Source organism: Methylobacillus caricis, from assembly GCF_020532705.1.
Classification (GTDB): domain Bacteria; phylum Pseudomonadota; class Gammaproteobacteria; order Burkholderiales; family Methylophilaceae; genus Methylobacillus; species Methylobacillus caricis.
In genome coordinates this window covers 1-21,223 of record NZ_JAJAVD010000004.1, presented here as the reverse complement: position 1 = coordinate 21,223, position 21,223 = coordinate 1, and the positions used below count along the sequence as shown (strand labels likewise).

General features: G+C 51.8%; 22 protein-coding genes and 1 tRNA gene. 14 read left to right on the top strand and 9 right to left on the bottom strand.

Features of this window, described 5'->3' with window-relative positions:
* Positions 1–32: 32 nt before the first annotated feature.
* The gene (proC, locus tag LG200_RS10540) at positions 33–842 is read right to left on the bottom strand and encodes a pyrroline-5-carboxylate reductase (RefSeq protein ID WP_226757591.1); all 810 of its coding nucleotides are present in this window, start codon (positions 840–842) and stop codon (positions 33–35) included.
* A 14-nt stretch (positions 843–856) separates the two neighbouring features.
* On the bottom strand, positions 857–1,555 hold the full coding sequence (locus LG200_RS10535; protein WP_226757590.1) for a YggS family pyridoxal phosphate-dependent enzyme: 699 nt from the start codon (positions 1,553–1,555) through the stop codon (positions 857–859).
* Between the two features lie 108 nt (positions 1,556–1,663).
* Here LG200_RS10535 and LG200_RS10530 point away from each other — a divergent pair, with 108 nt between their 5' ends.
* The 3 genes from LG200_RS10530 (at position 1,664) to LG200_RS10520 (ending at position 4,707) form a co-directional block, all read left to right on the top strand.
* Positions 1,664–2,707, top strand: a complete 1,044-nt coding sequence (locus LG200_RS10530; protein WP_226757589.1) for a type IV pilus twitching motility protein PilT — start codon at positions 1,664–1,666, stop codon at positions 2,705–2,707.
* A gap of 31 nt (positions 2,708–2,738) precedes the next feature.
* Positions 2,739–3,875 carry a PilT/PilU family type 4a pilus ATPase gene (locus tag LG200_RS10525; protein ID WP_226757588.1) on the top strand — a complete coding sequence of 379 codons (1,137 nt, stop codon included), beginning with the start codon at positions 2,739–2,741 and terminating at the stop codon, positions 3,873–3,875.
* Positions 3,876–3,945: 70 nt separating this feature from the next.
* Positions 3,946–4,707: a TerC family protein gene (locus tag LG200_RS10520; protein WP_226757587.1), complete on the top strand. Its 762-nt coding sequence runs from the start codon at positions 3,946–3,948 to the stop codon at positions 4,705–4,707.
* A gap of 85 nt (positions 4,708–4,792) precedes the next feature.
* Here the strand turns inward: LG200_RS10520 and LG200_RS10515 are convergent, their stop codons facing one another.
* From LG200_RS10515 to LG200_RS10485, 7 genes are read right to left on the bottom strand one after another with little or no spacing between them, the layout of a single operon-like run.
* Positions 4,793–6,067 (bottom strand): dihydroorotase, encoded by a 1,275-nt coding sequence (locus LG200_RS10515; protein WP_226757586.1) that lies wholly within the window; start codon positions 6,065–6,067, stop codon positions 4,793–4,795.
* Positions 6,064–7,017, bottom strand: coding sequence for an aspartate carbamoyltransferase catalytic subunit (locus tag LG200_RS10510; protein WP_226757585.1), 954 nt, complete (start codon positions 7,015–7,017; stop codon positions 6,064–6,066). The genes LG200_RS10515 and LG200_RS10510 overlap by 4 nt, the downstream gene beginning before the upstream one ends.
* Positions 7,017–7,544 carry a bifunctional pyr operon transcriptional regulator/uracil phosphoribosyltransferase PyrR gene (gene pyrR / locus LG200_RS10505; protein ID WP_226757584.1) on the bottom strand — a complete coding sequence of 176 codons (528 nt, stop codon included), beginning with the start codon at positions 7,542–7,544 and terminating at the stop codon, positions 7,017–7,019. The genes LG200_RS10510 and pyrR overlap by 1 nt, the downstream gene beginning before the upstream one ends.
* The gene (gene ruvX / locus LG200_RS10500; protein WP_226757583.1) at positions 7,541–7,996 is read right to left on the bottom strand and encodes a Holliday junction resolvase RuvX; all 456 of its coding nucleotides are present in this window, start codon (positions 7,994–7,996) and stop codon (positions 7,541–7,543) included. The genes pyrR and ruvX overlap by 4 nt, the downstream gene beginning before the upstream one ends.
* The gene (locus tag LG200_RS10495) at positions 7,989–8,561 is read right to left on the bottom strand and encodes a YqgE/AlgH family protein (protein ID WP_226757582.1); all 573 of its coding nucleotides are present in this window, start codon (positions 8,559–8,561) and stop codon (positions 7,989–7,991) included. Before LG200_RS10495 ends, ruvX begins: the two co-directional genes overlap by 8 nt.
* Before the next feature lie 53 nt (positions 8,562–8,614).
* Positions 8,615–9,700, bottom strand: a complete 1,086-nt coding sequence (gene ribBA, locus LG200_RS10490; RefSeq protein WP_226757581.1) for a bifunctional 3,4-dihydroxy-2-butanone-4-phosphate synthase/GTP cyclohydrolase II — start codon at positions 9,698–9,700, stop codon at positions 8,615–8,617.
* A gap of 37 nt (positions 9,701–9,737) precedes the next feature.
* Positions 9,738–10,343: a riboflavin synthase gene (locus LG200_RS10485; protein ID WP_226757580.1), complete on the bottom strand. Its 606-nt coding sequence runs from the start codon at positions 10,341–10,343 to the stop codon at positions 9,738–9,740.
* A gap of 387 nt (positions 10,344–10,730) precedes the next feature.
* Here LG200_RS10485 and LG200_RS10480 point away from each other — a divergent pair, with 387 nt between their 5' ends.
* The 11 genes from LG200_RS10480 to LG200_RS10430 all read left to right on the top strand — a co-directional run bounded on the left by LG200_RS10480 (position 10,731) and on the right by LG200_RS10430 (position 21,063).
* A complete protein-coding gene (locus LG200_RS10480; RefSeq protein WP_226757579.1) occupies positions 10,731–11,507 on the top strand; it encodes a PEP-CTERM sorting domain-containing protein in 777 nt (258 codons plus the stop codon).
* Between the two features lie 126 nt (positions 11,508–11,633).
* Positions 11,634–12,899: a lipoprotein-releasing ABC transporter permease subunit gene (locus tag LG200_RS10475; protein WP_226757578.1), complete on the top strand. Its 1,266-nt coding sequence runs from the start codon at positions 11,634–11,636 to the stop codon at positions 12,897–12,899.
* Positions 12,892–13,569: a lipoprotein-releasing ABC transporter ATP-binding protein LolD gene (gene lolD / locus LG200_RS10470; protein ID WP_226757577.1), complete on the top strand. Its 678-nt coding sequence runs from the start codon at positions 12,892–12,894 to the stop codon at positions 13,567–13,569. Before LG200_RS10475 ends, lolD begins: the two co-directional genes overlap by 8 nt.
* A 15-nt stretch (positions 13,570–13,584) precedes the next feature.
* The gene (locus LG200_RS10465) at positions 13,585–15,999 is read left to right on the top strand and encodes a DNA internalization-related competence protein ComEC/Rec2 (protein ID WP_226757576.1); all 2,415 of its coding nucleotides are present in this window, start codon (positions 13,585–13,587) and stop codon (positions 15,997–15,999) included.
* A gap of 36 nt (positions 16,000–16,035) precedes the next feature.
* Positions 16,036–16,650, top strand: coding sequence for a MotA/TolQ/ExbB proton channel family protein (locus LG200_RS10460; protein WP_226757575.1), 615 nt, complete (start codon positions 16,036–16,038; stop codon positions 16,648–16,650).
* Positions 16,647–17,069 carry an ExbD/TolR family protein gene (locus tag LG200_RS10455; protein WP_226757574.1) on the top strand — a complete coding sequence of 141 codons (423 nt, stop codon included), beginning with the start codon at positions 16,647–16,649 and terminating at the stop codon, positions 17,067–17,069. Before LG200_RS10460 ends, LG200_RS10455 begins: the two co-directional genes overlap by 4 nt.
* Before the next feature lie 17 nt (positions 17,070–17,086).
* Complete coding sequence (gene msbA / locus LG200_RS10450) at positions 17,087–18,841, top strand: lipid A export permease/ATP-binding protein MsbA (RefSeq protein ID WP_226757573.1); 1,755 nt, start codon at positions 17,087–17,089, stop codon at positions 18,839–18,841.
* A 3-nt stretch (positions 18,842–18,844) separates the two neighbouring features.
* On the top strand, positions 18,845–19,855 hold the full coding sequence (gene lpxK, locus LG200_RS10445; protein WP_226757572.1) for a tetraacyldisaccharide 4'-kinase: 1,011 nt from the start codon (positions 18,845–18,847) through the stop codon (positions 19,853–19,855).
* Positions 19,855–20,034: a Trm112 family protein gene (locus LG200_RS10440; protein WP_226757571.1), complete on the top strand. Its 180-nt coding sequence runs from the start codon at positions 19,855–19,857 to the stop codon at positions 20,032–20,034. Before lpxK ends, LG200_RS10440 begins: the two co-directional genes overlap by 1 nt.
* Before the next feature lie 4 nt (positions 20,035–20,038).
* Positions 20,039–20,812 carry a 3-deoxy-manno-octulosonate cytidylyltransferase gene (kdsB, locus tag LG200_RS10435; protein WP_226757570.1) on the top strand — a complete coding sequence of 258 codons (774 nt, stop codon included), beginning with the start codon at positions 20,039–20,041 and terminating at the stop codon, positions 20,810–20,812.
* 174 nt (positions 20,813–20,986) lie between these two features.
* Positions 20,987–21,063, top strand: a tRNA-Met gene (locus LG200_RS10430).
* Positions 21,064–21,223: the final 160 nt, after the last annotated feature.

Here is a 21,223-nt window from a genome sequence, read left to right as displayed (position 1 = left end):
GTCTCCATAAGCGGGGGGCTTGGGGCATTTGCTTAATCCTTTCCTAGTAATTCGCCCAGTTCATGAGCACGTTCTGCCGCGGCATGTGCGGCACCGATGATGGCTTGTTTCACGCCGGCGTTTTCCATGTTGAGTAACGCACGCTCTGTGGTGCCACCCTTGGAGGTGACCTGCGCGCGCAGGGTGGCAGGGGCAACATTGCTTTGGGTTGCAAGCTGGCTGGCGCCTGCGAACGTCTGCAGGCTGAGCGACCTGGCCTGGTCTGCCGTCAGGCCCAGTTCCAGCGCTGCCTGTTCCAGGGCCTCGATGAAGTAAAACACGTAAGCCGGTCCGCTGCCGGAAATGGCAGTGACTGCGTCTATCTTGCTTTCATCGTCTACCCATAGGGTGGAGCCTGCCGCAGCCAATAACAGGTCGGCTTGTTCCCTTTGCTCCATGCTGACCCCTGCGGCTGCGTACATGCCTGAAACACCAGCCTGGATCTGGGCCGGCGTATTGGGCATGACCCGAACAATGGCGTTGTAGCCTCCCAGCCAGCGGCTAAGGGCTTCACAGCCGATGCCGGCAGCAATCGAAATGATCAACTGTTGCTGGAGAAAACTGGCAAGAAAAATCGACAGGTCGCGCAGCTGCTGTGGTTTGACTGCAAGCACAATCACGTCCGACTGGTTAACGCTAGGCAGGTGCTCAGATGTCTGAACCTGGAATTCCTGCTCCAGTTGCGTCCGCTTTTCCGCATCCAACTCGATGACATTGATGTCTGCTGTATTGAAGCCTTTTTGCTTGAGGCCGCCGATAATGGCGCGTGCCATGTTGCCGCCGCCAATAAAACTGATTTTCATATTGCCTGCTTCTATCATGCTGGGTTGTTGGGGGAGCGGGGGCCAAAAATTGCCGAGCCTACCCGGACTATTGTCGCACCCTCGGCAATGGCTGCGGGAAAATCTTCCGACATGCCAATGGAAAGGGTATCCAGCGCTATTCCCTGCTGGACAAGGCGGTTATAGATTGTGCGCACCTGATGGAATTGCGCCTGTTGTTCTGCCTTATCTGGCGTTGGTGCAGGGATAGCCATCAATCCACGCAGGCGCAACCTCGGTAACATGCCGATATCACCAGCAAGTGATAGCGCCTCGTCTGCGTTGACTCCGCTTTTGCTGTCCTCTCCGCTTACATTGACTTGTATGCATACCTGCAAGGGGGGCAGGTTTTCGCTACGTGCAGCATTGAGCCGCTCAGCTATTTTTAGACGGTCAACTCCGTGTACCCAGGCAAAATGGTTGGCAATCAACGGTGTTTTGTTACTCTGGATTGGCCCGATGAAGTGCCATTCGATCGGCAGGTCTTCAAGTTCGGTTTGCTTGGATAGGGCTTCCTGCAAGTAGTTCTCGCCGAATTGCTTCTGGCCTGCAGCCCAGGCTTGCCGAATTGCCGCCGCTGGGTGGGCCTTGCTCACAGCCAGCAGCGTAACGCTTTCCGGCCTGCGGCCCGCTTCACGCGCTGCGGCATCCATGCGGGCCTTGATTGCTTGCCAGCGCTCGCTAATTGTGTCCATAATCCGCTCATCTTCCATGATTGCAACGATCGCAAGATTGCAAAAAATGCTGAAGTCCAGACAATACTGAAGCCTTGGCATTGGGCAAAATTATAACAGGAGCCACTCTTGGATATTTCGGATTTACTCGCGTTTTCAGTGAAAAACAAAGCCTCTGATTTGCATCTTTCTGCAGGAATGCCTCCCTTGATCCGGGTGCATGGTGATGTACGAAAAATCAATGTTCCAGCATTGGATCATAGCCAGGTGCATGACATGGTGTATGACATCATGAATGATGGTCAACGCAAGGTATATGAAGAGACACTGGAATGCGACTTTTCATTTGAAATTCCCAACCTGGCGCGTTTCCGCGTGAATGCTTTTAACCAGAACCGGGGCGCTGGCGCAGTGTTCCGCACCATTCCATCTAAGGTCCTGACCATGGACCAGCTTGGCTGTCCGCCCATTTTCAAGGAAATTGCGCAGAATCCTCGCGGCATTGTATTGGTGACAGGCCCTACCGGCTCTGGCAAATCCACTACCCTGGCGGCCATGGTCGACTATATCAACGAGAACGAGTTTGGCCATATTCTCACGGTTGAGGATCCCATCGAGTTTGTGCATACCTCCAAGAAGTGCCTGATCAACCAGCGTGAAGTAGGCCCGCATACCTTGTCTTTCTCCAATGCATTGCGTTCTGCTTTGCGCGAGGATCCTGATGTGATCCTGGTAGGTGAAATGCGTGACCTGGAAACTATACGGCTGGCGCTCAGCGCGGCGGAAACAGGCCACCTGGTGTTTGGCACCCTGCATACCAGTTCAGCTGCGAAAACCATAGACCGGATCGTGGACGTGTTTCCCGCCGCGGAAAAGGAAATGGTGCGTTCCATGTTGTCAGAGTCCTTGCGTGCGGTGATTTCACAAACCCTGTGCAAGACCAAGGACGAGCAGGGACGGGTGGCTGCCCATGAAATCATGATAGGTACTCCTGCAATCCGTAACCTGATTCGCGAGAACAAGATTGCGCAGATGTATTCAGCTATCCAGACCGGACAGAATGTAGGTATGCAGACCCTGGACCAGAATTTGCAGGATCTGGTGCGGCGGAACGTGATTTCGCTGGGAGAGGCGAGAGCCAAGGCTGCAAACAAGGACGCTTTTGTCGGCTAAGTCCGATTGTTGAGGTTGATAAGGAAACAGGATGGACCAGGGCCAGGCAGAGAAATTTGTATTCGACCTTTTAAGGCTGATGCTGACAAAAAAAGCCTCAGATCTTTTTATTACGGCGGGTTTTCCGCCTGCAATGAAGATTGACGGCAAGATGACGCCTGTGACAACGCAGGCATTGACCCCCCAACAGGCACGGGAAATTGCACGTTCCATCATGAACGACAAGCAGGCGGCGGAATTTGATGCCAGCCATGAATGTAATTTCGCCATTGGCATGCCTGGCGTGGCGCGCTTCCGGGTAAATGCTTTCATACAGCGCGGCAGCACAGGCCTGGTGTTTCGTACCATTACCACCAAGATTCCCCGCTTTGAAGACCTTGGCCTGCCGGAAGTCCTCAAGGATATTGCGCAGAGCAAGCGCGGGCTGGTGATCTTCGTCGGTGGAACAGGCTCGGGGAAATCGACTTCACTCGCGGCAATGGTGGGCTATCGCAATGAAAACAGCTACGGCCATATCATTACGATTGAAGACCCGATTGAGTTTGTCCACGAGCATAAAAACTGCATCATCACCCAACGCGAAGTCGGGGTAGATACGGATAACTGGCAGACGGCGCTCAAGAATACCTTGCGCCAGGCGCCGGATGTGATCCTGATCGGTGAAATACGCGACCGCGAAACCATGGACTATGCGATTGCCTTCGCTGAGACAGGGCATCTGTGCATGGCGACTTTGCATGCCAACAGTACCAACCAGGCCCTGGACCGTATTATCAACTTCTTTCCGGAAGAACGCCGGCATCAACTGCTCATGGATTTGTCGCTGAATGTGCAGGCGTTTGTCTCACAGCGCCTGATTAGCAAAAAGGGTGAAAAAGGCCGTGTTGCCGCCATGGAAATCATGATCAACTCTCCATTGATTTCCGATCTGATCTTCCGCGGTGAGGTGCACGAAATCAAGGAGATAATCGCCAAATCGCGTGAGCTGGGGATGCAGACATTTGACCAGTCCCTGTTTGATTTGCATGAGGCGGAGAAGATCACCTATGAGGATGCCTTGCGTAATGCCGACTCGGTGAATGACTTGCGGCTCAGGATCAAGCTTGAAGGCAAGGATGCCAAGGATAGGGACCTTTCGGCCGGCCTGGATAACCTTGGTATTGTGTGAGGATTCGCTTATCATCCTGCCGGGTGTATGGATGGCATTTTCTCTACTGTTAATTTTCTGAAAGCAGAACATGTTTGAATGGTTTGCAAGCCCTGAAGCCTGGATTGCACTTGCAACGCTGACCGCACTGGAAATCGTGCTGGGCATAGACAACATCATATTTATTTCCATCCTGGTGGGCCGTTTGCCTGAAAAGCAGCGTGCTACTGCAAGGCGGGTGGGACTGAGCCTTGCCATGTTTGCACGGCTGGCCTTGCTGTTCTCCATTTCATGGGTAATGGGACTGACAAAGCCGTGGTTTGATGTGGCTGGCGTTGAGGTATCAGGTCGCGACCTGATCTTGATAGGTGGCGGATTGTTCCTGCTTGCCAAGGCCACGCATGAAATTCACAACAGTCTTGAGGGGGGCGATGGCCACAACGAAGGCAACGTTGCCGTTGCCAGCATGGGCATGGGCATGGTACTGGTTCAGATCGCTGTGCTCGATATCGTGTTCTCGCTGGATTCCGTGATTACGGCCGTGGGGCTTGCCGATCATGTGGCTATCATGGCTATTGCCATTATTCTGGCGGTGGGAGTCATGTTGTTTGCGGCTAAATCCATTGGTGAATTTGTTGATACGCATCCTACTATCAAGATTCTTGCCTTGTCTTTCCTCATCCTGGTGGGTGTGACATTGATGGTGGAAGGCTTTGATGTACATGTGCCCAAAGGCTACATCTATTTCGCCATGGCTTTCTCTGTTGCAGTTGAAATGCTCAATATCAAAATGCGTAAACGGGCCAATGCAAGAAATCCACTTAGGCTACGTAAAAAAACGGTAGACAATTAATAAGGTGGCATTCTCTGTGACGTAAAAAAGCCTGTTCGTTTTTTTCTAATCGAACAGGCTTTTTTATTGATGCTACGGTGTCGAATCAGGCTTCGTGAACTATCTGGCCATTCACCAGGGTATAACATACCTTGCCCACCAGTTCCAGGCCTTGGAAAGGCGTATTCTTTCCCTGGCTCAGCAGTGCTTTGGGCTCTACCTTCCAGTATTGATCCGAATCAAAAATACAGAGGTCCGCCCTGGCGTCTAAGCCCAGGTGGCCAGCGTCAATGCCCAGGATATCGGCTGGCGCATGCGTAACGCGAGCCAACGCCTGTGACAATGGTATATGTTGTTCCATGGCCCATTTCAGGGTCAAGGACAGTAATAATTCAAGGCCGGTGGCGCCTGCTTCGGTTTCACCAAATGGCATGAGCTTGGAATCATCATCTACCGGGGTGTGGTCTGAGCAGGCAATATCGATAGTACCGTCAGCAAGTCCCTGCCTCAGGGCATCACGGTCACGCTGGCTGCGCAGGGGCGGTTTCAGATGGCAATTTGAGTCGAAGAATCCAATGTCATGTTCTGTCAGGTGCAGGTGGTTGGCACTGATATCGCAACTGATGTTCAAGCCACACTGCTTGGCCTCGCGGATCATGTCTATGCCTTCGGCGGTTGAGAGGCGGCACAGGTGAACCTTGGCACCAGTCTCCCTGGCGATGTGCAGGATGGTGCCTAGCGCCAGCGTTTCAGCAGCGACAGGAATGCCTTTGAGGCCCAGGCGCGCAGATACTTCACCATCATGGGCAATGCCATTTTTTGCCAGGTATGGCTCTTCTGGGCGTAGCCAAACGGTAAACCCGAATGTGGCGGCATATTGCATGGCACGCCACAATACTTGCGTATCTACAATCGCCCTGTCAGCCTGGGCAAAGCCGACACATCCTGCCTCTGTGAGTTCGCTCATTTCTGTTAACTGCTGGCCTGCCAACTGGCGGGTGAGGGCGCCAAGTGGATACACATTGCTCAAATGCAGTTGCTTGGCTCTATGCTTGAGCATTTCCACCAGGCCTGGTTCATCCAGCACCGGGTCGGTATCGGGAGGGCACGCCAGGCTGGTGATACCGCCGGCCACAGCGGCGCGCATCTCGCTTTCCAGTGTTGCCTTGTATTCATTGCCAGGTTCGCGCAGTCGTGCAGATACATCCACCAGGCCAGGACATACTATGAGGCCGCTGGCATCAATGACCTGGTTGGCGACAAAGTTGGCTGGCGCTTCTCCAATCCCGGCAATCCTGCCTGCAGCGAGAAAAATATCCTGTGTTGCATCTATATGGTGTTTGGGGTCTATCAGCCGACCGTTCTTGATATGAATTTTCATTCGGAATTCCCTGCAAGTATGCTCATCACTGCCATGCGTACCGCAATGCCATAAGTGACCTGCGGCAAGATGACTGATTGCTTGCCATCGGCGACGGCTGAGTCGATTTCTACCCCGCGGTTCATGGGCCCCGGATGCATGACGATAGCATCAGGCCTGGCCAGGAGAAGCTTTTCCGGCGTCAGGCCATAACACTTGAAATACTCCTGCGCACTTGGCAACAAGGCCCCGCTCATGCGTTCATTCTGCAGCCGTAGCATCATCACTACATCAACATCCTTCAAGCCTTTGTCCATGTCGTGATATACCTGCACCCCCAGCTTTTCCACATCCTTTGGCAGCAGGGTCTTGGGCGCTATCACGCGAACCTCTGGCACACCCAGTGTGGTCAATGCATGAATTTCAGAGCGGGCCACACGGGAATGCAATACATCACCGACCAGGGCAACGCGCAGATTATGCATCTCAGGTTTGTAGCGGCGGATGGTGAATACATCCAGCAATCCTTGTGTCGGGTGGGCATGACGGCCGTCCCCCGCATTGATGACGTGGATGTGTGGCGCAACATGGCTCGCAATGAAGTGAGCAGCGCCGGATTCTGCATGACGTACCACGAACATGTCGGCGTGCATGGCCGTCAGGTTGTCTACAGTGTCCAGTATGGTTTCGCCTTTGGATTGCGACGATGTGTTGACGTTGAGGTTGATGACATCGGCAGACAGGCGTTTTGCCGCTATTTCAAAGGTGGTGCGGGTGCGGGTGCTGTTTTCGAAGAAAATGTTGCATACGGTCTTGCCACGAAGCAAGGGGACTTTCTTGACTTCACGCTCGGCTACACCGACAAACGATTCAGCGGTGTCAAGGATCTGGTTCAATATGGCGCGGGGCAATCCCTCTATGGTCAGGAGGTGTTTGAGTTTGCCATCTTTCGTCAATTGAGGGTTATACATCAGGCATTTTCTTCCAATGTGAAATGGAGGCGGTTGTCGGCATCCCGGGATAACTGCAGTTTCTGGTGATGAGGCACTTCAAGTTCAAGAGCGGTAACCTGCGGGCAGATGGGCAGTTCGCGACCGCCCCGGTTGATCAGTACAGCGAGCGTGATGCTGGCCGGCCTGCCATAATCGAACAGTTCGTTCATGGCAGCGCGGATGGTGCGCCCGGTATAGAACACATCGTCAATCAGGAGGATATGCTTGTCCTGGACATCAAATGGAATTTGAGATGGGCGGGTTTCCGCATGCAGGCCCCGTTGATTGTAGTCATCCCGATAAAAAGAGCTGTCCAGTACTCCAAGTGTGAGCTCGCTCTCTGGATTGGATTGACGTAGCAAAGGGGTGATTTTTTCGGCGATCCATGCGCCGCCACTATGAATACCCACTATTGCCGTATCCGGTCTGATGTAGGCAGCGAGCTTGCTTGTCAGGGTATTTAGCAACGACTCGGCGTCAGGAAGGTTGTGTACTGAAGTGGTCATGAGGCTAGTCCGTCGAAATAGGATTGCAGGATATGTTGCGCGGCAACCTGGTCCAGCAAGGGTTTCTGTTTGCGTCCGAATATACCAGTTTCCTTGAGTGCATGGCTGGCCTCCACTGAGCTCAGGCGTTCATCCACCATGATGACAGGCAGGTTGAACCTGCCTTCGAGGCGGCGGGCGAACTTTCGGCAAAGCAGCGTAAGGGCATGCTCGTCACCATTGAGGTAGAGTGGCAGGCCAACCACCAGAGCTACTGGGTGCCATTCAGCAATCAGGTTGGCGATGGTGCCAAACCGTTTGTCATTGGCTTCGGCCTCGATGGTCTGTAAGGGGTGTGCAATGCCCAGCAGGTGCTCGCCAATTGCAACGCCTATGCGTTTTTCGCCAAAATCAAAACCGAGTACGCAACCTTCTTTGGCGCTTACCGATGATTCTGGCGATGGCTCAGGCATGTCCTGCTTCCTCTGCGAAGCGGGCAAAGTCGAGGCCTAGCAAGGCCATGGCAGCTTCTACTTTATTTGTATGGGGCAAGTCAAAAATCAGATGATCGCGGGCGGTAATGTCAGCTTCTATTGTCAACCAGGCATTTTGAGCGATTTCCTGCTCCAGCTGGCCGGCAGACCAGCCGGCATAGCCCAGCGTGATCAGGATTTTGCTAGGGCCCTGGCCGTTGGCAATGGCTTCCAGGATGTCTTTTGAGGTGGTTAGCGCGGTGTTGCCATTGATGCTGATCGTCGAGTTCCAGTCCCCTTCGGGTTGATGCAGGACAAACCCGCGATCAAGTTGCACAGGACCGCCAAGGAACACCGACTGCGCGGCGAGAGGGTTGTCATTCAACTGGAGGTCTACCTGTTTGAAAAGGGCTTCCAGCTTCATATCGATGGGGCGATTGATGACGACCCCCATTGCGCCATCTGCATTATGCTCGCAAATAAAGGTAACGGATTTTGCAAAGTATGGGTCTGTCATTGCAGGCATGGCAACCAGGAACTGACCAGTGAGATTAACGTTTTCCACGGGGATATTATCTCATAGATATATCGTATATATCAGCGCCTGGATTGCAGGCTTTATGACGCGTCGACGTAACCCGTAATCTCCAGACCAAATCCGACAATACTTGGCATCTTGCGCGGAGCTGCCAACAGTTTCATTTTCTTGACGCCGAGATCAAGCAGGATTTGTGAGCCGATACCATAGTTACGTAGATCCTGGCGGATGCGGACCGGCTCGTCGGCAAACCTGATGCGTTCGACCAGGTCGGCAGCAGACTCACTGTTGTGCAGCAAAACTACAACCCCAGCTTCTGCATTCTGGATTTCCTTCATGGCCTGCAAGGTGTTCCAGGAGTGTGAGCGGCTGCTTTCATCAATCAGGTCAAACACCGACAAGGGTTCGTGAACCCTTACCAGTACTTCCTGATCGGGATGGATATTCCCCTTGACCAACGCTAGGTGGGTTTGATTGGCGATCATGTCGCCATAGGCGATCAAGCGCATCTTGCCATATGGGGTTGTGACATCACGCTCGGCTGCGCGCTTGACCAAGCATTCTGTTTCATTGCGATATTGAATCAAGTCAGCAATGGTGCCTATCTTGAGATTGTGCTGCTGTGCAAATTCAATCAGGTCGGGAAGACGGGCCATGCTACCGTCTTCCTTGAGGATTTCGCAAATCACCGAGGCAGGGGTCAATCCTGCCAATGCTGCAAGATCGCAACCTGCTTCCGTATGGCCTGCACGCACTAAAACGCCACCGTTCTGGGCTGCTACCGGGAAAATATGGCCTGGGCTGACAATATCTTCAGGCTTCGCGTTGGGGGCTACGGCAGCTTGAATGGTGCGTGCCCGGTCGCTGGCTGAAATGCCGGTGGTGACGCCTGTGGCAGCCTCTATCGAGACTGTGAAGTTTGTACCCATGCCACTGCCATTTTTTTGCACCATGGCCGGCAAATTCAGTTGCTTGCACCGATCTTCTGTTAATGTCAGGCAAACCAGCCCACGGCCATGCTTAGCCATGAAGTTGATATGTTCCGAAGTGGTGAACTGTGCTGCCAGTACAATATCGCCCTCATTTTCGCGGTCTTCTTCGTCAACGAGTATCACCATGCGTCCTTGACGCATTTCCTCGATAATTTCTACGGTTGGGCTGATCATGGTAGGTTTTTCTTGCTCATTAGAATCTTCAGAGGCTTCAGGCGCTGTCGCCTTCAGTGCTCCATTGCGTCATGCGGTCCACATACCGCGCAATCAGGTCAACTTCAAGGTTGACCCGGCTGCCTATTCCCAGTGCTCTGAGTGTAGTGATCTCTACGGTGTGTGGAATCAGATTGACGCTAAAATCGTCTTTGTCTATCGAGTTTACGGTAAGGCTCACCCCATCAATGGTAATCGAGCCCTTGGCGGCAATATAGCGTGAGAGTGAATGCGGCGCGCGAATTACCAACAGCATGCTTTCACCGACTGGCTCAAAGCGCACTACCTGGCCCACGCCATCCACATGGCCGCTAACCAAATGTCCGCCCAGTCGATCGGATAGGCGCAGTGCTTTTTCTAGGTTAACTTCGCGCAGAGTATCGAGCCCCACTGTGCATGATAGGGTTTCTCTGGAAACATCTGCCTCGAATGCTGCATTGTCCAATCTAATCGCCGTCAGACAGACGCCATTCACCGCAATGCTGTCACCTATTTCAACATCACTCATATCCAAATCACCGCTTGCAATGATGAGTCTTGCGTCTTCGCCATTTTGGATGATGGTTTTAATTTGGCCTTGAGCCTGAACTATACCTGTAAACATGAGCTTATTTTAGCAGACGTCCTCTTGGCTAAGGCGCATTTACCCGCATATTTCTTTAAGAATATTTTGATCGAATCGGGGTGAAAAATTGTTGTTGGACGCAGCTTAATTAGTCCGTATGCACTAATTAGTGCATACGGACTAAATCAAAAAAATATTACTAAAAGTATACTTCGCGTCAGTTTGCTAGGCAGGCATTTGAAATGATTCAAATGTTGGCCCAAGTTTTGCAACTGTGAAGCTGCCGTTGTCGGAAAGAATGGGAGTAGCCCCGGTTCCGGACGCTTCCGGGAAAACACATAGTGGAAGCAGATAAGTATTCAACGGTGATGTCGATTTTTCAACATAACTGAAATAGATAAATTAAAACCAAGAAAGGAAGTTGCAATGATGAATTTCAAGGGGACGATTGCCGGCGCTATGTTGCTGGGCATGGCAGTAATGAGCCAGTCTGTATTGGCGAACCAGGATTTTAAGGCCAAGGTAACAGGCTTTGAGTATTCTGATGTGGTTGATGTCAAGATCAGCTCAAATGGCGGCAGCAAATGGACTACTGTGGAAGCAGGCGCCTACAAGGGGACTTGGGAGAATGGCGATTCATTTGCCGCGTTCTGCGTAGAAATCTCCCAAGGCCTAGCACCATGGGGCAAGCTGACTTCTTATACTGAAGGCACTTTCTCTTCTGTCGTAGCAAGCAACCTGACTTCCTTGGCTAACAAGTATTACTCGTTTGTTGATGACGCAATTTCTTCTGCTGCTTTCCAAGTCGCTATCTGGGAAATCGTGACAGAAACCAAGAAAGGCCTTGATCTGGACAAAGGTAATTTTGAAGCTGACAACACAACCAACACTACTAAAGAATGGGTTCCTAATAAATGGATCCCTATCTTTGGCTCATGGAAAACTACAACAGTAGACGATCCAGACTCCTTGGCTGCCATCGCTCTGGCCAAGACATGGTTGGCTGGCATCAACGACAGCAGTGTCGCTGCTACAGGTGACTATAGCCTGCAATATCTGAAGAACTCCAAATATCAGGACCTGGTGGTGTTTACTCCGATTGCTGCAGTACCTGAACCAGCAACTTACGGTATGCTGCTGCTGGGTATGGGTTTGATTGCATTATTTGCACGTCGCCGTCGTACTGAGTCTATCCGCTTCTAAAAATATTTTCGAGCTAGCGGTTGAGCGCCAAGCCCTTCCAGTATTGGAAGGGCTTTTTTTATTCCCTCTTCGGTCAAATCCAGCCAGACATGCTGTTCTTCCGTGTCTTTCAGGCTAGAATGCCGCATGGCATTTTTCAGACAACTCCCCTACGAGCTTTTTATCGGTTTGCGTTATACGCGGGCCAAAAGGCGCAATCACTTTATTTCCTTTATTTCCTTGACCAGCATGATAGGCATAGGCTTGGGCGTGGCAGCATTGATAGTGGTGCTGTCAGTCATGAATGGTTTTCAGGATGAGTTGCGCAACCGCATTCTGGGGGTGGCCTCGCATTTGCAGATTACGGGACCAAATAATGTTCTGGATGACTGGCAGAGTCTGGCAGGCAGTGTTGAAGGCGCTCCGCATGTGCAGGCGGCGGCACCTTATGTCATGGCCCAGGGTATGTTGTCTTTTGGCCAGGCCGTGCAGGGAGCTCTGATTCGGGGCGTGTTGCCGATGGACGAGGACAGAGTGGCAGAGCTGGGTAGCCATATGCGTGCAGGCAAATTGAATGATCTGAAGGCGGGTGAGTTTGGCGTTGTTCTTGGCTCTGAACTGGCCCAGTCATTGGGAGTGGTGCTGGGCGACAAGGTAGTGCTGATGGCTCCCCAGGGGCAGTTTACGCCTACAGGCATCGTGCCACGTATCAAGCAGTTCAAGGTGGTTGGCCTGTTTGAGATCGGCATGTATGAATATGATGCGGGACTGGCACTGATTCATATGGATGATGCAGCCAAGCTTTATCGCATGGGGAATAGCGTGTCAGGCGTTCGCTTGAAGCTGGATGACCTGTTCAGCGCTCCTCGGGTTGCACGCCAATTGGGTGAGAGGCTGATGGGCAAGGGTAATTACTATATCAGTGACTGGACTCAGCAGCATTCCAACTTTTTCCGTGCCATCCAGATGGAAAAGCGTGTGATGTTCATCATCCTCGCGCTGATTGTAGCGGTTGCCGCATTCAATATTGTCTCAACGCTGGTGATGGCTGTGACGGACAAGCGTGCTGATATTGCGATCATGCGGACTTTCGGTGCCAGTCCTCGTAGCATCATGCAGATATTTATTGTTCAGGGCGCCTTGATTGGCGTGATTGGTACTGTTGTTGGAGCATTCTTCGGCGTGTTGGTTGCGCTGAATATCGACACCATCGTGCCTTTTATCGAAAGGGTCTTTGGAGTGCAGTTCCTCGCCAAGGATGTGTATTACATCAGCGACTTGCCATCCAAGCTGATGTGGGTAGATGTGGTAGTGATCACCGTCATGTCTTTCATTCTGAGCTTGCTGGCGACGCTCTATCCTAGCTGGCGTGCTTCCAGAATCAATCCTGCGGAGGCATTGCGCTATGAGTAATACCTCAATTATCCAGTGTGTCGATTTACAGAAGACCTATGCCGGCCTTGATGTCGCAGTGCTGAATGGCATCAGCCTGGAAATCGGCACGGGCGAGCAGGTGGCGATTGTTGGTACTTCCGGCTCTGGTAAAAGCACTCTATTGCATTTGCTGGGCGGGCTTGACGAACCAAGTGCCGGCGCGGTGACAGTCATGGGCAAGCCGTTGTCCACATTAAGTGAGGCTGGACGGGGCGAGTTGCGTAACCATGCACTGGGTTTTGTTTACCAGTTCCATCATTTGTTGCCCGAATTTACTGCCTTGGAAAATGTCGCCCTGCCTTTAATGATCCGGCGCTTGCCTAGAGAGCAGGCTCTGGATGATGCCGCACGCATACTGACACGCGTTGGGTTGGGGCATCGCCTTGAGCATATGCCAGGCGAGCTTTCTGGTGGTGAGCGGCAACGCGCCGCAGTGGCGCGGGCCTTGGTGACTAATCCACGTTGTGTGCTGGCAGATGAGCCCACAGGCAACCTTGATCGGCATACCGCAGAAGGAGTGTTTGATCTGCTGCTTGAGTTGAATCGGGATCAGGGCACTAGTCTGGTGGTGGTCACGCACGACCTTGAACTGGCTGCACGCATGCAACGTCAATATCGCTTGCAGGACGGCAGCCTAAGTCCGGCCTAAATGCACTGAAATGTAATGCTTATTCTTGCACTGACCTTTGTTTCCGGTGCTTGGGCATTGCAGCAGATGCAAGTATTGCCCTCCCTGCAATGGGGGTGGGGCCTGCTGGCGCTCTTGTTAATTACCTGGTATCTGCGCCGGCATCGTTACTTGCGGCTATTGTCATTAGGCCTGCTTGGCTTTCTGGCCGGGGTTTTCTGGGCTGCTTTGATGGCAAATCTACGCTTGGCAGATGAGCTGCCGCATGCATGGGAGGGCAAGGATATCCAATTGATAGGTGTGGTTGCATCCATGCCTAGCAAGCATGAACGTGGCGAGCGGTTTGATTTTGATGTGGAACAAGTGCTGACAGCGGGTGCTATTGTTCCTGGGCACATTTCCTTGATGCAGTATCATGGCGGTTTTGCAGCGAATTTTCGATCCCCTCAGCCGAGCCTTGTACCAGTTGGGAAATCGGCATCAGAGCTTCATGCTGGCGAGCGATGGAAATTGACAGTCAGGCTCAAGCGCCCACATGGCACCTCCAATCCGCATGGCTACGATTTTGAGTTATGGGCACTTGAGCAAAATATACGTGCCAGTGGCTACATCCGGCTATCACCGCTTTCTGTCAGACTGGATGAGTTTGTACATGGTCCAGCTTATTGGATTGAAGCTGTCAGGGAAAAAATACGCCAGCGCATGGACGATGTATTGCAGGGGCAGCGCTATGCTGGTGTGCTGAAAGCATTGGCTATTGGTGATGATAGTGCCATTAGCCAGAACGATTGGCAGGTGTTTCGGCGTACTGGCATTGTGCATCTTGTCAGTATATCCGGCCTGCATATCACCATGTTGGCAGGCATGCTCTACGCAATGGTCTACCAGCTCTGGTGCAGGATACCCAAACTGGTATTGCATGTGCCTGCGCGCAAGGCAGCAGTCATTGCGGGGGCTTTGACAGCATTGGCCTATTCTTTGGTCGCAGGATTTTCAGTACCAACCCAGCGTACCTTGTTCATGCTGGTCGTGTTTGCGCTTGCGCTATGGTCAGGGCGGCAGGTAAGTATTGCTAGAGTGTTATCGGTTGCATTGCTGGTTGTCGTACTGATGGATCCCTGGGCAGTCATGGCCGCTGGTTTCTGGCTATCTTTTGGGGCGGTAGCCCTGATTGCTTACGTGATGGCCGGCCGTTTGCAGCGTTCCCATTGGCTGAGGGATGCCATTGTCACGCAGTGGGCCGTAACTTTGGGATTGATACCTCCCTTACTTGTCCTGTTTCAGCAGTTTTCACTGATTTCCCCCGTGGCCAACGCATTCGCGATTCCGCTGGTAAGTCTGGTGATCGTGCCGCTTACCTTGCTTGGCAGCCTGTTGCCATTGGATTGGGCCTTGGACTTAGCATACTGGGTCATGCAGCTAGCCATGAAGGTCTTGATTCCGCTGAGTGACTTGCCAGCCGCGGTCTGGGAGCAATATGCGCCGCCAGCATGGGCTCTATTGTTATCCATGCTGGGAGTGCTATGGATTTTGTTGCCTAGAGGCTTCCCCCTGCGCTGGTTCGGGGTGGTCTTGATTTTACCATTGCTGATGATTGCGCCTTCAAGGCCCTTGCCGGGAGATATGCGTGTAACGGTACTGGATGTCGGTCAGGGATTGGCGGTAATGGTGCAGACGGCGACACATGCCATGCTTTATGACACTGGGCCTCGATACTCTGCTGATAGTGATGCCGGCAACAAGGTGGTTGTGCCGTATCTGCGTGGAGAGGGTGTGAGCAAGCTGAATGGCATGGTGGTGAGTCATGACGATTTGGATCATACCGGCGGATTGCCATCAATATTGGCTGAGGTACCGATCGATTGGGTCTTGAGCTCCCTGCCGGAAGATAAAGCCGAGCTGGAGAGGATTCGTCGCTTGTCTTGCCATGCAGGACAGACCTGGCTTTGGGATGGAGTGCGCTTTGAAATACTGTATCCGGCAGAAGGGACCATCTCCCGCCAGAAGACCAATAACCGTAGTTGCGTATTACGTATCCAGAGCGCTGCAGGAAGTATTCTGTTGCCAGGGGATATCGAGCGGGGAGCGGAAAACGAATTGCTTGATAGGGTGCCGCAGCAACTGCCAACAGACATTATGATTGCACCACATCACGGCAGCAAAACCTCTTCAATTCCTAGGTTTGTCAACGAAACAACGCCGAAAGCGGTAATTTTTGCAATGGGCTACCGCAATCGGTTCAATCATCCACGTCCTGAAGTCGTTGCACGTTACGAGGCCCTGGGAGCAATATCTTACCGATCTGATTGGGATGGTGCCGTAATCATGGATTTCAAGCAGGAGCAAGGAATTGTCATGACCCGTTGGCGGGAGAAGGTGAAGCGCTACTGGCATGATGAGGTTGCGGATTTTACATCGTCTTCCCTTGCTGAAACTGGCTACGCAAGATAAAGTAACGCCACTTTACAGAACATGAGGGGCACTTTCGTGTGGGAGATTATTAAAGCGGCTGGATGGCCTATTTGGCCGCTGATTTTTGCATCAGTAGTCGCAGTTGCTATTATCATTGAACGACTTATCGCGCTACGCGAAAATCATATCGCACCCAAGACCTTGCTGCCAGAGGTGCAAAAGTGGCTGGGCCAAGGGCGTGCCGGTGTTACCAGTGACGCATTGGCCAGGCTGGAAGAGCACTCATTGCTGGGCGAAATATTTGCCAGTGCCTTGAAAAACCTGGGTGCGCCGAGAGATGTGCTGAAAGAGGCTGTTGAGGAATCTGGCCGCGCTGTAGCCCACAAGCTGGAAAAATACCTGACCACGCTGGGAACAATTGCCACAGTGAGCCCCTTGCTGGGACTGCTGGGGACGGTGATCGGGATGGTAGAGCTGTTTGGCGCATTCACTGCAACAGGCCATGATGTTGCGCAGTTTGCGCGTGGTATTTCCGTGGCCTTGTATAACACGGCAGGCGGTATTGTGGTGGCGGTGCCAGCGATGATTTTCTATCGCTATTTCCGTGGCAGGATTGATGGTTTCATTGTTGAAATGGAACAGGAAGCCGTAAAATTGGTTGAAATTATCCAAGGCGAGCGCAAGGAATGAATTTTCAACGAGGCAGAAAACACGAAGAGCTCGAGATGAATCTCGTGCCGCTGATTGATGTGTTGCTGGTGATCATTATTTTTCTGGTGGTCAGTACTACATTTTCTCGTGTTACCGAGCTGCAAATCAACCTGCCAACGGCTGAAGCCAACTCCCCTCAGGATAAGCCGCTGATGATTAATGTTGGTGTTGATGAGAGTGGCCGATACGTCGTGAATAATAAAGATGTATCCGATGGTTCAATTGAGGGAATTGCAGATGCCCTTCGCAAGGCTGTAGGGGATGGCAAGGATCCTACCATTGTCATCAGTGCCGATGCCAAAAGTACTCATCAGGCAGTGGTGAATGTCATGGAAGCATCGCGACAAGCTGGTTACAACCAGATTACGTTTGCAACACAAGTCCGTTCCGGCTCTTAATTTTTAAAAGTATCAATATGTCCAAAGACGCGCCTGAGAAGGTGACGAAGGCTTCTGCCCCCAATGCAAAAGTCCTCTATCTGCGCCTTCTCAAATATGCAGCCCGTTACTGGGGGGTATTCCTGATCAGTGTCATCGCACTGGTGACATTTTCAGCCACCAACACCGGTTTTCTGGCCACTATCAAAATGGTGACGGATGAAGGTTTTGTGAATCAAGACTCCACCAAGCTGCATGTGCTTCCTTTTATGCTGTTTGGCTTGCTTGCAATTCGTGCCTTGGCTGGTTTTATTTCAAACTTTGCCATGCGTTGGGTTTCCAGGCGAGTGGTTGAAAATCTGCGCCAAGATGCTTTCACCAGGTTGATGAGCTTGCCAGTGAGTTTTTTTGATGCGACGTCTGCCGGTGCTGTTACATCCAAGCTTACTTATGATACTGAGCAAATGGCTGGAGCATCGACCAAGGTGGCCATGAGTGCCGTGCGCGATACACTAACCATCATTGGCATGATCGGTTATATGCTATATCTGGATTGGCAACTCACCTTAATCTTCACTGTGGTAGCTCCCCTGATGGCCTGGTATCTGAAAAGCATGACGCCCAGGCTGCGGTCGTCAGGCAAGGCAGTACAGCAAAGCATGGGCGACATGACTCAGGTCATAGAGGAAGCGGTGTCTGGGCAACGCATGGTCAAGATTTTTGGTGGCAGTGAGTATGAATATCAGCGTTTTGCCAAGGTAGCAGGGCAGAACCGTCATATGCAAATTCGTCTTGCGCGCTTCTCGGGCATTAACAGCATGGTGGTGGAGTTGCTGGCAGGTATTGCGCTCGCTCTAGTGGTTTACTATGCCGTAGGCAAATTCAGTGCTGGTGAGTTTGCCGCATTTATCGGGGCATTGTTGATGTTGATCGGGCCAGTCAAAACGTTGACTAGCCTGAATGAAGAATTGCAGGTCGGGCTGGCTGCCGCACATAGTGTATTCGAGTTGATGGACAGCGTGCCAGAGGACGATCTCGGGGCCAATCAGATTGCCCGCGTCCATGGGGAGATCGAATTCCAGAATGTGACTTTGCAATATGCCAATGCAAAAAGACCTGCCTTGAAGAATCTCAACTTTACTGTCAAGCCTGGTGAGAAAATAGCCTTGGTCGGGCGTTCTGGCGGTGGTAAAACCACACTTGTCAATCTGTTGCCACGGTTTTATGAAGTGCAACAGGGGACGGTCATGCTGGATGGCGTCGATGTACGCAGCATGAGCCTGCAAAACCTGCGACAACAATTTGCCCTGGTCAGCCAGGATGTGATCTTGTTCAACGATAGCGTGTTTAACAACATTGCCTATGGTGTGCTGCGTAACGCCAGCGAGGCTGAAGTAATTGCTGCGGCCAAGGCAGCCCATGCCTGGGAGTTCATACAACAACTGCCCGAGGGGTTGCAAAGTGAGATCGGGGACCGTGGGGTGAGGTTGTCGGGCGGGCAGCGCCAACGCTTGGCAATTGCCCGAGCCATCCTCAAGGATGCACCGATATTGCTGTTGGATGAGGCGACTTCAGCCCTGGATACCGAGTCTGAACGCCATGTCCAGGCAGCATTGGATGAGTTGATGCAGAACAGGACCTCAATCGTGATTGCGCACCGCTTGTCCACCATTGAGAATGCTGATCGCATCCTGGTCATGGAGCAGGGTGAGATCATTGAAGGTGGCAGTCATGAAGAGCTGTTGGCCTTGGGTGGCCATTACGCCAAACTCTATAAAAAGCAATTTCATTAAGTGATGAAGCAGCCATTCAGTTCATGGCTAGTAGAGCAGTGGTACCACAGTGGCCCGTGGCAGATAGTGCTGCGCCCATTGTCCTGGTTGTTCGGATTCCTTTCATTTCTACGCAGGCAGGCTTATTGTCTGGGTATCTTTAAATCTCACAAATTGCCAGTGCCTGTCATCGTGGTCGGCAATATTAGCGTTGGCGGTACCGGCAAGACACCTTTTGTGATCTGGCTGGTCGAGCAATTGCAACAGCAAGGCTGGCGACCGGGGATTGTGAGCCGAGGTTACGGTGGCAGTTCTGGACACACACAAAGCGTTGATGGGGATAGTCTGCCGCAGGTGGTGGGGGATGAGCCATCCTTGCTGGCTCAGCGTACTGGGGTACCTTTGTATGTTGGCAGAAAGCGAGCTAGGGCCGCTCGTTATCTCTTGAAGGAGTTTCCTTCATGTAACTTGATTATTACTGATGATGGCTTGCAGCATTATGCATTGCAACGTGACATGGAAATTGTCATTGTGGATGGGGAGCGAGAGTTTGGGAATGGGCAATTGTTGCCTGCAGGACCATTGCGGGAAAAGCCATCACGACTTTCACAAGTTGACGCTGTGATTTTCAATGGTGGTGCGCCTGCGGCGGGTGCTTATCTCATGCATATGGTGCCAGGCAAGTTTCATAATCTTTTGGATCCAACCCGGCGGGTATCCGCGGATGCCTTCATAGGGAAGCGGATACATGCAGTGGCAGGCATTGGCAACCCGCAGCGTTTTTTCAACCAATTGCTACTGATGGGTTTGCACGTTGATAGCCATAGCTTTCCTGATCATCATGAGTTCACTCCATTGGATTTGCAATTTGCAGCAGACGACGTGATACTCATGACAGAAAAGGATGCTGTTAAGTGTGTAGCGTTTGCGCAGGCCAATTGGTGGTTTTTGCCAATTTCAGCAGAGATAGATCACGCCTTAGCCGATAAGATATTTAGCAAGCTGGCCAGCACCAACCTCAAGGAAAACAATTAATGGATACAAAATTACTCGGACTGCTTGTATGTCCTGTCTGCAAGGGGTCGTTGCAATATAAAAAAACCGAACAGGAGCTGGTTTGCAAGCCATGCCGTCTTGCTTATCAGATTAATGATGGTATTCCTGTGATGCTGGAAGATGAGGCACGAAAACTACCAGCAGAAGAAGAGGTATAGGCCTGTGTCGTTTAAAGTCGTGATCCCGGCAAGATATGCTAGTAGTCGTCTGCCAGGAAAGCCATTGCTTGATATCGCTGGCAAGCCCATGGTAGTGCGTGTGGCTGAGCAGGCCATGGCGAGTGGCGCTGCAGAAGTTGTGGTGGCGACGGATCATGAGCGCATTGCAGAAGCGGTGACCGCATATGGCTACAATGTAGTAATGACCCGTACGGACCATGTTTCAGGAACAGACCGAATTGCTGAGGTTGTGCAGTTGCAATCCTGGGAGGATGACACCATTGTCGTGAATGTGCAGGGCGATGAACCGCTGATTGATCCTGTACTAATACAGGACGTGGCAAATAATCTGGCTTCTCACCCTCAGGCCTCCATGTCTACCGCCTGTCACAGTATTCATGATACGCCATCAATACTGAACCCCAATATTGTAAAGGTCGTGATTGACCAGCAAGGGCATGCACTGTATTTCAGTCGCGCGCCTATCCCTTATCCGCGAGATGCATTTGCTGCGAATCAGGACATACCAGCAAATATGCCTATATATAGGCATATAGGCATTTACGCTTATCGTGCCAACTTTCTTCGTACCTATGCAGCGCTACCACCTGCTGCTATCGAACATTTCGAATCGCTGGAACAGCTTCGAGTGCTGTGGCATGGACACAAAATCAGCGTTGAAGTGACAGCTAAAGCGCCAGCCGCGGGTGTGGATACAGAGTCTGATTTGGCTTATGTGCGCTCAGTTCTTATTAATAGTGAAAACCTGCCGTTCTGACCCCAAGCGACTTGAATGGACAATCTCCTTGATTGCTAAGTGTAATTGTCGGAAGCCACTTGTTTGCTGCCTTCAATTCTCAAGGAATCGTGAGAAAGGCATTGACATTAAATCTCCAAATTTGCTATAGTTTCACCTCTCGACGCAACGTACATAACGAAGCGCCGAATCGGACGCGGGGTGGAGCAGTCTGGCAGCTCGTCGGGCTCATAACCCGAAGGTCACAGGTTCAAATCCTGTCCCCGCAACCAGTAAAAATATTTTACAGAATGTAGTTGACGAAAATATTCTGATCTGTAAAATGCGCGGCTCGCTGAGAGAGGTGTGGTAAGCGAAGTTGGTGAAGAAGTTGATAGTAAATAATTTCGAAACTGACTTGACCGAGTAAATAAGGTCTGTATAATGCGCCCC